This window comes from Bradyrhizobium sp. SZCCHNRI3052, from assembly GCF_032484895.1.
Lineage (GTDB): Bacteria > Pseudomonadota > Alphaproteobacteria > Rhizobiales > Xanthobacteraceae > Bradyrhizobium.
In genome coordinates this window covers 356,222-369,301 of sequence record NZ_JAUETW010000007.1, presented here as the reverse complement: position 1 = coordinate 369,301, position 13,080 = coordinate 356,222, and the positions used below count along the sequence as shown (strand labels likewise).

The following is a 13,080-nucleotide window of genomic DNA, read 5'->3' as shown; positions in this document are numbered from 1 at the left end:
CGCTACGACCGCCCAGATGGGCACATCAAACCGCCCGAACGAACTCAGATCTGGATAAAACTTGGGGGCAAGGTCACCTTCTCAGCGAATCCAATCTCTCACGTCGCCTTCAGTTTTGGCGCGTAGATTCGCTATTCTGCTTATTCACAAGCGAGCGGCAGGAAGGATCGAGTTCACGTCGCATGAACTCTCCGCGTGCCCTTGCCACTCCTTGAAACAGGAGGGGATGAAGATTGAGGGCGAGACCAAGGTCGTCGCTGCTGGCGGCCCATATTGAGCCACATGCAATGGAACGGCGCAAGTTCCCAAAAGACCCTCCACGCCGCCGTAAGCTCGAAATCGAAGTTAGATGTCGTAGGCTTAGAACAGGTGGGTTCAAGTAACCGAGATTTTGCGGGTCATATTTCTATCCTCACGGCATTGGTCTGTTAGCTCGAAATGCTCTGGGCGTCAACTCGGCGACCACTCTACAACCAACGCCACTCCCGGTAGGGTCCATCCCGTCAGACTTGCCGAGCTGGTATACTTTTGGTAATTTGATACCGTCACCGCGCTTATTCCCTTTTTGTATAGCATTGAAGAGGCTATCGGCGCCTTAACGGTCCATTTGCGGTCCAGTCCCTCTAGCGTGAGACTCAATCGGATCCCCCGGGTAGGGTGCCTTACTGCTAAGATGTAGCACCGATCATCCTGCGAAATGAAGGCGCGCTCGTATACTTCGACTTCTGTTTCTTGGAGAGAAATGTCGCAGGTCTTATTAAATTCATAACTTAGCCACGTTCCATTATACCGGATCAAAATGCCTTCCTCGTTAATGTTCAACGTTCCATCCGCCTCCAATTGATCCACCTTATGTGCGCTCCACCACTTTTTGAAATCGATGATGGTGTTGGAGCCAAAGCGGACTTGGAAATCAAGCGAGCCCAGCGCTTTTATGATTTCGGGTGCGCTTATCTGATAGGAGCCCTCTAATTTTATCGGAAGCTGGCCACATCTGGACATGCAGACCAGATTGTAAGTTCTTCGCTCTTCCCACTCGAAGTGGTTCTGAATCGTGGATGGTCGAATTGTGACTAAGGCAAAAAGATTTTCCCAAGTCTGCGAATTGGCCGTCGCCCAATTGTCTAGCAGATCATCGAGTGAAAACGATAAGAAGCTTTCTGGCTCGTTATTGTGAGCGCCGTAAGAACTGATGAGCGCAGATTTTGCGATTGTCCGAACTTGGTCGGGCTTACCACGCCCGCCCTCGATCCAAACCTTAACCGACTCGAAGGTCATTCCGACCAGCCCGGACGTAAAATCAGCAAGACTCTCTCTTAGGACGTTTCCGGTTTCTACAAATCCTTTGCGTACTTCGATTTGTAGGCTGTTCGCCCAGACGTAGTCCAATACGTCGGAAATGACGACATAGACAATTCCTGCTAGCGCGACAACATAGGCAATTTTATCAAAACTTCCGACCCCCTTGTTTATTAGTTCCTGCCACCAAGATGGATCTGGCTGTGCGAAGGGTTTCGGTATTTGAGACAAAAGCCACAGTACAAGAGCAATAGCGAAGTAGGCACGGGCACGCCAGCCTGCCGCAAACGGTTTAACGACCGCTTCTCTGAATGTCATGCTCGAAATCCATCTCAAATATAACGCTTGTTATATCTCAACTACAGCTCTCAGTTGAGTCAATATAAATTGCAAGAATTTGCGAGAGGCAAGGTCAAGCGGCTCGACCTGGCGTCGCCATCCCAGAGCTTGAGGCTGGCGATTACGCGATTACCGATTACTCGATGATGAGCCATTTGCCTCTGGCCGACATTGCTAGTCCGAGTTTCGGCATTCATCAGCAGTCTGTGCGATGGCCTTCTGGGCATCAGCGACAAGTCGCCCAGTTCTTCGGGGCATATTGCCCGTGCCTGTGCGGCCTCACCGATATTCACCTATTTGGCTTGGTACTTTTCAGCTGAGCAGGCCTTGCTGCGTCTCAGCCCAGTACTGTACTAGGCATAGATCTTCTCCGGCCGCCAACCCATGGCCCCTGAGTCGCCCGACGGGCACGCTCCCGCGTGACTTCTCATTCCATGCGACCATCAAACCGTTGCTCCCGAAAGCCGATTTGTGCCGCGCTTTCAAGCCGATCACCCCTGTCCAGTCCTCCCGCGAAAAATATTCCACTTTCGTTTTATCAGAATCCATGATTGACTATCGTCGTCCCGTCTCGATCAGAGGGGCGCTTCGCGGTCGTCACGGACGTTGAGGCGGGATGCGGTGGGCGTGTCGGGTCGCAGCGTGATCACTCATGCGGACGAACGAGCCTGATGCGCCGGCGAAATCGTATGGTCCTGGCCTCCCGACGCTGAGGCTACGCTGGTGGTGATGATCCGCCGGTCACGGGGGCAAGACAGCCCGGTCCCCGGGGAGAGTACGTATAAGCCGCCCAACCATCGCGCGGGGAATGCCGGGATGTCTCGGCTGAACCTGTGGTTCCTGCCGCCAGCATTTTTTTCTGCTGGCGGGCCATGGGGGCGGCCAGCTCCCGGCATTCCCCGCGCCCTCTTCTCAGAAAGAGGGCATGTCCCAAGGCAAAGCTCGGACGCCGACGCGCCGCGAGATGGCGGCGGTGCGTCCCGCGGCCAACGAAAGCGCCGATATGTCTCAGCCGCGCATCTTCAGCATCGAGAGCGAGAAACGCCCTCGCCGCACTTTCCCAGGACCATCGCAGCTAACGATGGGCATTTTGCCCTCGCCCGTCTCCACGTCGTCATGGCCGGGCTTGTCCCGGGCATCCACGTCCTTCTCAGCGCGCCGAACGACGTGGATGGCCGGGACAAGCCCGGCCATGACGGAGCAACAAATTAGCAGGCGTTGCTGCCGCGACGGGACCATGTCTTCAGATGCAATGGGCCCGCGCCCGTGTCCGACATGGCCGTCAGCTGACCGCCGCATCTGCCGGCGGCCGCTGCCGCAGCAGCGCGGCGCAGGCGAAGCCGAGCGCGACCATCATGATGGCGGCGATCAGCAACGTCGGCTGCTTGCCGCCATGGACCAGGCCGAAGCCATAGGCGATCGGGCCGACCGTCTGGCCCATGAAGAAGAAGAACGAGTGCAGCGACATCGCGGTCGCGCGCGCCCCGATCGACAGCTCGCTGGCGAACACCTGCAGGCAGCCATGGATCATGTAGAAGCCCCAGCCCATCAGCAGCATGCAGCCGAACTGCAGCTTCCAGCCCGGACCGAAGGCGAGCGCGGCAAGCTGCAGCCCGACCAGGGCAGCGCCCGTGATCATCATGCCCTTGACGCCGAGCCGCGGCAGGAAGTTCGAGACCGTGAACGTGTAGAACAGGCCGCCGACCGCGAAGCCCGCGATGACGATGCCCGCGATCGACAGCGAGGTCTCGCCGAGATCGAACAGGAACGAGGCGATGAACGGAAACAGCCCGAACACGCAGCAGCCTTCGACGAACACGGCCGAGAAGCAGAAGCGCGAATTGGGGTTGGTGAAGATGGTGCGGTAGCCCTTCCTCAGCGCGGCGAGATCGGTGGTCGGCGCATGCGTGACCTTGGCGCCGCGAAAGCCTGCCGCCACCGCGAAGGAGGCGATCAGCCCGAGCGCGCCGAGGATCGCGAGCACGCCACGCCAGCCGATGAAATCGCCGATGATGCCGGATGCCGTCGCGCCGAGCAGGTTGCCCGCCATCGAGCCCGCGAGCGTGCGGCCGATCGCGACCTGCCGCTTGTCGGGCGCGACGAGATCGCTGGTCAGCCCAAGCGCCACCGGAAACACGCCGCCCGAGGCGATGCCCGCGAGGATGCGCGTCGCGAACAACAGCGGAAACGAGGCGGCGAGCGCACCGAGGATGCTGGCGACACCGAGCAGCGCCAGGCACAGCGTCATCAGCCGCGCCTTGCCGAACAGATCGGCGGCGGCGCCGATCGCCGGCTGGATCAGCGCGTAGATCAGCGCATAGCCCGCGGCGATGCTCGCCGCCGTGGTGATGCTGATCGCGAAATCCTCGGCGACATGCGGCAGCACCGGATCGAGCGCCCGCGTCGACAGCGCCGCCGAGAAGCCTGCGAGGGCGATGATGTTCACCGCCGGCGGAAACTTCTGCCCCGCGGGCTTGGCGGCGGTCTGGTGCATCAGCGCCCGGCGTCCGCCGCCGGCGCCTTGGCGAGTGCGTCGAACGCCATCAGCGTTCGCAGCAGCCCCTCGAACTGCGCGAGCGGGACCATGTTCGGCCCGTCGGAAGGCGCATGATCGGGATCGGGATGGGTCTCGATGAAGACGCCGGCGACGCCCACGGCCACCGCCGCCCGCGCCAGCACCGGCACGAATTCGCGCTCGCCGCCCGAGGACGTGCCCTTGCCGCCCGGCTGCTGCACGGAGTGGGTCGCATCGAAGATGACCGGTGCGCCGGTCGTGCGCGCCATGATCGGCAGCGACCGCATGTCGGAGACCAGCGTGTTGTAGCCGAACGAGACGCCGCGCTCGGTGACCAGCACGTTGCGATTGCCGGAGCTCGTGATCTTGGCGACCACGTTGGCCATGTCCCAGGGCGCCAGGAACTGGCCCTTCTTGACGTTGACGACCCGGCCGGTCGCCGCCGCCGCCAGCAGCAGGTCGGTCTGCCGGCACAGGAACGCCGGGATCTGCAGCACGTCGACCGCCTGCGCCACCTCGGCGCATTGGCCGGCGTCGTGCACGTCGGTCAGCACGGGCAGGCCGAGCGAGGAGCGGATCTCGGCGAAGATCGGCAGCGATTGCGAAAGCCCCAGCCCGCGGGCCGCCGAGGCGGAGGTGCGGTTGGCCTTGTCGAACGAGGTCTTGTAGACGAGGCCGATGCCAAGCCGCGCCGCGATCGCCTTCAGCGCCGAGGCGACCTCGAGCGCATGCGCGCGGCTCTCGAGCTGGCATGGGCCGGCGATCACGGCGAGCGGCAGGTGGTTGCCAAACTTGACGGAGCCGAGGCTGACGACCGGCGCGGCAGAGATCGAAGCGTTCACGACATCATCCTCATGTGGGCGCGCGACCATGGCCCAGCGCTGGCGTCCCGATCAACCCGGCGTGTGCCCGCGAATAGCAGGGTTGCGGGATCGGTCATCCCCGCCCCTCCCCGGCCTCTATTTCAGCGCCGAGAACGCCGTCGGCACCAGGAACTGGCTGGTGATGTTGGCGACGATCTGGCCGTCCTCCTCGCTCTTGGCGCGCGCCGCCATCCAATCGGGATCGGTCATGAACTTGGTCCACTTGGTCTCGCGCTCGGCGAGCGATTCCCAGGCCAGGAAATAGGTCAGGTCCTGGTTGGATTCGCCGATCAGGGTCGTGAAGAAACCGACCGGGCGGATGCCATGCTTCTCCCACAGCTTCAGCGTCGTGGTCTCGAAGCGCTTCAGCAGCGCCGGCAGCCGGCCTGGAATGCAGCGATAGATGCGGCTCTCGTAGATCATCTGATCCTCCCTGATCTTTTCTGGCTTCGCGCGATCGGGGAGCGTTGTCGCAACAATCGTCGCGGCCGTCAAAGGTCGCGTTGCGCGCCTCGGCCGTCATTGCGAGGAGCGTCAGCGACGAAGCAATCCAGAGTCCCGCCCGCGACTCTGGATTGCTTCGCTCCGCTCGCAATGACGGGACTTGGCACCACGAGCCCGTTACACCAGTCGCGACTGCACCACTGCGGCCTGAATGAACGACGCGAACAGCGGGTGCGGCTCGAACGGGCGCGACTTCAGCTCGGGGTGGAACTGGACGCCGATGAACCACGGATGGTCCTCGTATTCCACGATCTCCGGCAGCACGCCGTCCGGCGACAGGCCGGAGAACTTCAGACCGTGCTGCTCGAGCCGGTCCTTGTAGGCGGTGTTGACCTCGTAGCGGTGGCGATGGCGCTCGGAGATCTCGGTGGCGCCGCCATACACCTCGGAGACGCGGCTGCCGCGCTTGAGCGCAGCAGGATAGGCGCCGAGCCGCATCGTGCCGCCCAGATCGCCGCTCTTGGAGCGCTTCTCCAGCTCGTTGCCGCGCAGCCATTCCGTCATCAGACCGACCAGCGGCTCCGGCGTCGGACCGAACTCGGTCGAATTGGCCTCGGCGATCCCGACGAGATTGCGCGCCGCCTCGATGACCGCCATCTGCATGCCGAAGCAGATGCCGAAATACGGCACGTCGCGCTCCCGCGCGAATTGCGCCGCGCGGATCTTGCCCTCGGCGCCGCGCTGGCCGAAGCCGCCGGGCACCAGGATGCCGTTGACGTGCTCGAGGAATGGCGCGGGGTCCTCGTTCTCGAACACCTCGCTCTCGATCCAGTCGAGCTTGACGCGGACCTTGTTGGCGATGCCGCCATGCGACAGCGCCTCGATCAGCGACTTGTAGGCATCCTTCATGCCGGTGTACTTGCCGACGATCGCGATCGTGACGTCGCCTTCCGGATTGCGAACGCGCTCGTTGATCGTGTGCCAGCTCGACAGCGCCGGCGGCACCCGCGGCTCGATGCCGAACGCGGCCAGCACCTCGTCGTCGAGGCCGGCGGCATGATAGGCCTCCGGCACGGCATAGATGTTGTCGACGTCACGCGCCTCGATGACGGCGCTTTCGCGCACGTTGCAGAACAGGCCGAGCTTGCGCCGCTCCTCCTTCGGGATCGGGCGGTCGGTACGGCACAGCAGGATGTCAGGCTGGATGCCGATCGAGCGCAGCTCCTTGACCGAATGCTGCGTCGGCTTGGTCTTCAACTCGCCGGCGCTCGGGATGTAGGGCAGCAGCGTGAGGTGGATGTAGATCGCGTGATGGCGCGGCAGCTCATTGCCGAGCTGCCGGATCGCCTCGAAGAACGGCAGGCCCTCGATGTCGCCGACAGTGCCGCCGATCTCGACCAGCACGAAGTCGTACTCGTCATTCCCGGACAGGACGAAATCCTTGATCGCATTCGTCACGTGCGGGACGACCTGGATGGTCGCGCCGAGATAGTCGCCGCGCCGCTCCTTGGTCAGGATGTCCTGGTAGATCCGGCCCGTGGTGATGTTGTCGGCCTTGGTCGCCGGTCGGCCGGTGAAGCGTTCGTAATGTCCGAGATCGAGATCGGTCTCGGCGCCATCATCGGTCACGAACACTTCGCCGTGCTGATACGGCGACATCGTGCCTGGATCGAGGTTGAGATAGGGGTCGAGCTTGCGAAGCCGGACCTTGTAGCCGCGGGCCTGCAGCAGCGCGCCTAACGCGGCTGAAGCCAGACCCTTTCCGAGCGAGGAAACCACGCCGCCGGTGATGAAGATGTACCGCGCCATGGGACCCTACCTTTAATGCCGCGCGCTCGATTCGCCAAAACGAATCGCTTGCAGCCCGCAACGCTGTCGCGGGCCTGTGGGTTACTTCAAAATCTGAATGGTCTCAGGTACTTGAGACCGCCTCATGACGCAGGACGCCAATTGCGTTCCTGCATGGCTTATCCGCGTTATTGCGATTGCGGTGCCTGCGGCGCAGCCGGAGCCGCGGGAGCCTGCTGCTCGTCGGCCTTCTTGAGCTGGTCGAGCACGCCGCCCGCGGTCGGCGCCACCGGCGTCGCGCCGCCTGACTGGGTCTGCCCAGGCAAGGTGCCGAGAATCGAGGTCGGTTTGCGATCGTAGCCAGCCAGCCAGGTCAACAGCAGGCTCGTCAGGAAGAAGCCGACCGCCAAAATCGCCGTGGTCCGCGTCAGCAGGTTTGCGGTACCGCGGCTCGACATGAAGCCGGCGCCGCCGCCCATGCCGAGGCCGCCGCCTTCGGACTTCTGCAACAGCACGGCGCCGATCAGGACGGCGACGATCATGAGGTGGATGACGATCAAGACAGTCTGCATGGTGACCTTCCGTCACAAGCCCTCGCAGGCCCCGGCCGGAGGCCGGGATCGCGAGAGCTTCGCGGGCTATTCGGAAATTTGCGCGGTGTTACACGATCATGTCGGGCAACGCCACCCCGCAGATAATCGCAGCCGCGCTTCTCACAAGCGCTGCCGCGCCGCCCGTCGTCGAGGCTTGCCCGACCATCCATTTTCTACTATTAGAGACATATGGATCAAATAATAGACGACTTCAGCCAGCGGCTGGCGCGCCGCCTGCTGCTGGAACGGGACAGCCGCGGCTGGTCGCTGGCCGACCTTGCCGAGCGCTCGGGAGTGTCAAAGGCCACCATCAGTAAGATCGAGCGCGCCGAGGTCAGCCCGACGGCGGTCATCCTGGTCAAGCTGGCAAGCGCGTTCGATCTCACGCTGGCCGGCTTGATGCTCCGAGCCGAGGCCCAGTCGGAGCGCCTGTCCAAGGCGGCCGAGCAGCCGGTCTGGCGCGATCCGGACACGGGCTATGTCCGGCGCCAGGTCTTTCTCAGGCCGGATCATCCGATCGAGTTGGTGACCGTCGAGATGCCGGCGCACCGCAGCGTGACCTTGCCGGCCTCCTCATACATCCACATCCGCCAGCTTCTCTGGGTGCAGAGCGGGCAATTGACCATCACGGAAGGCGCGGAACGCCACGTCCTCGGCCCCGGCGACTGCCTCGGCTTCGGCCCACCGATCGACACCACCTTTGCCAACGAGTCGGACGCACCCTGCGTCTATGTCGTGGCGCTTGCCCGGAGTTGAGAATGTCCGCGATTCGAATTGCATCCCTATCGGACACACCGGTCGTGCGAAGCGCGCTTCGCGCAATGCTGATCGAGACGGTCGCCGATGGTGGTTCGGTCAGTTTCATGCACCCGCTTCGCGAGGAGGATGCCGACGCCTTTTGGCGGGAATCGCTTTCGGCCGCGGCGCGCGGCGAACGAGCCGTTCTTGGCGCCTTCGACGGCGAGGATGTGATTGCGACCGTCACGTTGCAGCTGAAGCTGCCGCCGAACCAGCCGCACCGCGCCGAGATCGCAAAGATGATGACGCGCATCAGCCACCGCAAACGCGGAATCGCGACCGCGCTGCTGCGCGCGGCCGAAAACCTCGCCCGCGCGCACGGTCGGACGATGCTGGTCCTCGATACCGCCGAGGATGGGGGCGCCTCACGGCTTTATGAAAGCGTCGGCTTCCAGCTGAGCGGAACCATTCCGGACTATGCCTTGAAGCCGCATGGCGGCCTTACCGGCACGAAGATCTATTGGAAGCGAATCGAACAGGCGGACTAAGGCGTGCGCTTTCGCTCACGTTGCTTCTCAACAGCCCTTCGCAATGGCGAGAAAGTCTGAGGCTTTCAGGCTGGCGCCGCCGACCAACGCGCCGTTGACATTCGCGACCGCCATCAGCTCGGCCGCATTGGAGGGCTTCACCGAGCCGCCATAGAGGATGCGCGTCCGCGCTCCCTCCTGCTTGAAGCGATCGATCAGCAGCTCTCTGATAAAGGCATGAATCTGCTCGACATCCTTGGCAGTCGGGGTCAGGCCGGTGCCGATCGCCCAAACCGGCTCATAGGCCACGACCAGGTTGCCGGCCCGTGATTCCTGCGGCAGGCTGAGGTTGAGCTGGCCGCGCAGGATGTCGAGCGTCTGCCCTGCATCGCGCTGCTGCTGGGTTTCGCCGACGCAAACGATCGCGACCAGCCCGGCGCGCCACACCGCCTCGGTCTTCTGGTGCACCACAACATCGCTTTCGCCATGATCGGCGCGCCGCTCGGAATGGCCGACGATGATGGCGGTGGCGCCAGCATCGGCCAGCATCTCCGCCGAAACGTCCCCTGTATGGGCTCCCGACGCCTTGGGGTGGCAATCCTGAGCGCCGACCGCGATCGCGCGGGAGCCGCGCGCCCTCTCGGCGAAGCCTGCCACCAGGGTGGCGGGAGGACAGACCAGCAGGTCGGCCTTTCCGGTGACCTCGGCGGCTCCGGCCAGCATGGCGTCGAACTCGGCGGTCGAGGCCTTCAGGCCGTTCATTTTCCAATTGCCGGCGATCAGCGGCCGGATGCGGTCGGTCATGGCGGGATTCCAGCAAATGTTGTGACGGACATCGGCTAGCAGAGCCCTTCGACGAGCACCAGAGCGGGAGCCGTCTTCCCACCGCTTCAATCGGCCTCAGGGCCGAGGTTGCGACCGGGCGGCCGCCTCTTTATAAGCCGTTTCAACTCGGTGACGGCCTTTTGCGGAATCTGCTTTAAGGCGCGGCCTCTTCATCCTTTTTCCTGCAGACAGACTGGACCCATGCTTCGAGGATTACGCAAGGCCTCATCAAACTGGCTCGGCAAGACCATCATGGCGGTGGTCATGGGCGTTTTGATCGTCAGTTTCGGCATCTGGGGCATCGCCGACATCTTCCGCGGCTTCGGGCAGTCGACGGCTGCAACCGTGGGACGCACGGAGATCTCGGTCAACGAGTTCCGGCAGATCTATACCGACCGGCTGCAGCAGATCGGCCGCCAGCTCGGTCGTCCGCTGACCACCGAGCAGGCCCGCATGTTCGGGCTCGACCGCTCCGTGCTGCAGCAGACGATTGCGGAAGCCGCCCTCGATGAGCAGGCTCGCCGTCTCGGTCTCGCCCAGTCCGATGCGGAGACCATGCGGGTGATCCTCAGCGATCCCAACTTCAAGGGCCCGAACGGGGCGTTCGACCCGCAGCGCTTCCAGGCCATCATCCGCAATTTCGGCTTCACCGAGCAGCGCTACCTGGCTGACCAGCGCCGACAGTCGCTGCGGCGGCAGATCACCGGCACGATCGCGGCCGGGCTGGAGCCGTCCAACACGATGCTCGAGGCGCTCGGCCGCTTCCAGAACGAGCAGCGCTCGATCGATTACGTCAAGCTCGACGCGGCGCAGGCCGGCACCATCGATGCGCCCTCGCCCGAGGTTCTCGCGTCCTATTTCGAAGAGCACAAAGCCCAGTTCAAGGCGCCGGAATATCGCAAGATCTCCTTCGTCGTGGTGACGCCCGAAGAGATCGGCAAGTCGACCGACGTTTCTGACGAGGACGCCAGGAAGCTGTTCGACCAGCGCAAGGCGCTGATGGGCACGCCGGAGAAGCGCCAGGTCCAGCAGATGACCTTCCCCACCATGGAGGAGGCACAGGCGGCGCGCGCCCGGATCGCCGCGGGTGAAGTCACGTTCGACGAGCTCGCCAAGGAGCGCAACCTCAACCCGGCCGATCTCGATCTCGGTCTGGTGACGAAATCGGCGATTCTCGACCCTGTCGTTGCCGATACCGCCTTCTCGCTGCCGACCGGCGAGGTCAGCCAGCCGGTCAAGGGCGCATTCAACGTGGCGCTGGTCAAGGTCAGCGCGATTCAGCCGGGCCAGCAGCCCGAATATGAGAGCGTCGCTGCCGACATCAAGAAGGAGATCGCAGCCGACCGCGCCAAGTCGCAAGTCGCCAATCTTCGTGACAAGATGGAAGACGAGCGCGGCGGTGGCGCCAGCGTCGCCGAGGCAGCCAAGAAGCTCGGTCTCAATGCCATCACGCTCGAAGCCGTCGACAGGTCCGGCAAGCAACCCAACGGCCAGCCCGTTTCGAACATCCCGCTTGGCCTCGATGTCGTTGCGCAGGCCTTCACCAGCGATGTCGGTGTCGACAACGAGCCGATCTCGTTCCGCGGCGGCTATGTCTGGTTCGAGGTTCTCGGCATCACCCCGCCGCGCGATCGCCCCCTCGACGAGGTCAAGGATCAGGTCGCCGCGCGCTGGCGCGATGACGAGGTCGCCACCAAGCTGCGCGCGAAGGCCACCGAGCTGGTCAAGAAGCTCAGCGAGGGCGGCAAGCTCGCCGACGAGGCGGCATCGCTCGGCGTGAAGGTCGGGGCGGCCAGTGCGTTCAAGCGCGACGCCTCGGTGCCCGGCGTCCCCACCGGCGCGATCACCGCCGCATTCCGCACGGCAAAGGACGGCGTCGGCCAGACCGAGGCTGATGGCGGCCGGCGGTGGATTGTGTTCCGTGTCACCGACATCATCGAGCCTAAGGTCGACCTCGCGTCCGAAGATACCAAGAAGCTGAAGGACCAGTTGCAGCGCGCGCTCGCCGACGAGCAAGGCACGGCCTATGTCATGAAGCTCGAGAAGGACATCGGGACGACGATCAACGAGGCTGCGGTGGCCCAGGTGGTCGGCGGCAACAATCAGTGACGGTTTGCTAGGGGCACGCGTGATGGACGATCTCAAGTCGATCATTGGCAAGGTGGCGACCGGCGCGCCGCTGTCCCGCGAGGAGGCGGCGTCCGCCTTCGACAGCATGATGTCGGGCGAGGCGACGCCGTCGCAGATGGGCGCGCTGCTGATGGCGCTGCGCGTGCGCGGCGAGACGGTCGAGGAGATCACCGGCGCCGTCAGCGTGATGCGGGCGAAGATGCTGCGCGTCGATGCGCCGGCGAGCGCGGTCGACATCGTCGGCACCGGCGGTGACGGCTCCGGCTCGGTCAACGTCTCGACCTGCGCCTCCTTCATCGTGGCCGGCGCCGGCGTGCCGGTCGCCAAACACGGCAACCGCGCACTGTCGTCCCGCTCCGGCGCCGCCGACGTGCTCGCCGCGCTCGGCGTCAAGATCGACCTGAAGCCGGACCAGGTCGGGCGCTGCGTGCGCGAGGCCGGCATCGGCTTCATGTTCGCGCCCGCGCATCATCCGGCGATGAAGAACGTCGGGCCGACCCGGGTCGAGCTCGCCACCCGCACGATCTTCAATCTGCTCGGTCCCCTGTCCAATCCGGCCGGCGTCAGGCGCCAGATGGTCGGCGTGTTCTCGCGGCAATGGGTCGAGCCGTTGGCCCACGTGTTGAAGAATCTCGGCTCGGAGGCCGCCTGGGTCGTGCACGGCTCCGACGGGCTCGACGAGATCACCTTGACCGGCCCGACCTTTGTCGCCGCGCTGGAGAACGGTCATATCCGCACCTTCGAGGTCACGCCCGAAGAGGCCGGGCTTGGCCTGTGCGGCAGCGACGGTCTGAAGGGCGGCGACGCCGAAGCCAACGCGGTGGCCCTGCAGAGCGTCCTGGACGGCCTGCCGAGCCCCTATCGCGACGTGGCGCTGCTGAACGCCGCGGCGGCGCTGGTCGTTTCCGGCCGCGCCAAGACGCTGAAGGAAGGCGTCGCAATCGGCCGGGATTCGCTCGACAGCGGCGCCGCAGCGGCGCGGCTGAAGCAGCTGATCGAGGTCTCCAACAGCTGATCCA

Annotated in this window: 11 protein-coding genes; 4 read left to right on the top strand and 7 right to left on the bottom strand. The window is 63.9% G+C overall.

What is annotated here, in order from left to right:
• Positions 1-450 precede the first annotated feature (450 nt).
• The 6 genes from QW887_RS21215 to secG form a co-directional block, all read right to left on the bottom strand.
• On the bottom strand, positions 451-1,617 hold the full coding sequence (locus QW887_RS21215) for a hypothetical protein (protein ID WP_316194930.1): 1,167 nt from the start codon (positions 1,615-1,617) through the stop codon (positions 451-453).
• A gap of 1,303 nt (positions 1,618-2,920) precedes the next feature.
• Positions 2,921-4,132, bottom strand: a complete 1,212-nt coding sequence (locus tag QW887_RS21210; RefSeq protein WP_316175279.1) for an MFS transporter — start codon at positions 4,130-4,132, stop codon at positions 2,921-2,923.
• Positions 4,132-4,995 carry a 3-deoxy-8-phosphooctulonate synthase gene (gene kdsA, locus QW887_RS21205; RefSeq protein WP_316175278.1) on the bottom strand — a complete coding sequence of 288 codons (864 nt, stop codon included), beginning with the start codon at positions 4,993-4,995 and terminating at the stop codon, positions 4,132-4,134. Before kdsA ends, QW887_RS21210 begins: the two co-directional genes overlap by 1 nt.
• A 117-nt stretch (positions 4,996-5,112) precedes the next feature.
• Positions 5,113-5,439, bottom strand: coding sequence for an NIPSNAP family protein (locus QW887_RS21200; RefSeq protein ID WP_316175276.1), 327 nt, complete (start codon positions 5,437-5,439; stop codon positions 5,113-5,115).
• Between the two features lie 198 nt (positions 5,440-5,637).
• Positions 5,638-7,269 carry a CTP synthase gene (locus QW887_RS21195; RefSeq protein ID WP_315711639.1) on the bottom strand — a complete coding sequence of 544 codons (1,632 nt, stop codon included), beginning with the start codon at positions 7,267-7,269 and terminating at the stop codon, positions 5,638-5,640.
• Between the two features lie 167 nt (positions 7,270-7,436).
• Positions 7,437-7,820, bottom strand: coding sequence for a preprotein translocase subunit SecG (gene secG, locus QW887_RS21190; protein ID WP_315827487.1), 384 nt, complete (start codon positions 7,818-7,820; stop codon positions 7,437-7,439).
• 210 nt (positions 7,821-8,030) lie between these two features.
• Here secG and QW887_RS21185 point away from each other — a divergent pair, with 210 nt between their 5' ends.
• Both QW887_RS21185 and QW887_RS21180 read left to right on the top strand, forming a co-directional pair.
• Positions 8,031-8,597: an XRE family transcriptional regulator gene (locus QW887_RS21185; RefSeq protein ID WP_315711636.1), complete on the top strand. Its 567-nt coding sequence runs from the start codon at positions 8,031-8,033 to the stop codon at positions 8,595-8,597.
• Positions 8,598-8,599: 2 nt separating this feature from the next.
• A complete protein-coding gene (locus tag QW887_RS21180; protein ID WP_315711635.1) occupies positions 8,600-9,127 on the top strand; it encodes a GNAT family N-acetyltransferase in 528 nt (175 codons plus the stop codon).
• A gap of 27 nt (positions 9,128-9,154) precedes the next feature.
• On the opposite strand, the gene tpiA is transcribed toward QW887_RS21180, so the two are convergent.
• On the bottom strand, positions 9,155-9,910 hold the full coding sequence (tpiA, locus tag QW887_RS21175) for a triose-phosphate isomerase (protein WP_315711634.1): 756 nt from the start codon (positions 9,908-9,910) through the stop codon (positions 9,155-9,157).
• A 222-nt stretch (positions 9,911-10,132) separates the two neighbouring features.
• Here tpiA and QW887_RS21170 point away from each other — a divergent pair, with 222 nt between their 5' ends.
• Positions 10,133-12,040: a peptidylprolyl isomerase gene (locus QW887_RS21170; protein ID WP_316175289.1), complete on the top strand. Its 1,908-nt coding sequence runs from the start codon at positions 10,133-10,135 to the stop codon at positions 12,038-12,040.
• Between the two features lie 22 nt (positions 12,041-12,062).
• Positions 12,063-13,076 (top strand): anthranilate phosphoribosyltransferase, encoded by a 1,014-nt coding sequence (gene trpD, locus QW887_RS21165; protein WP_315711632.1) that lies wholly within the window; start codon positions 12,063-12,065, stop codon positions 13,074-13,076.
• Positions 13,077-13,080: the final 4 nt, after the last annotated feature.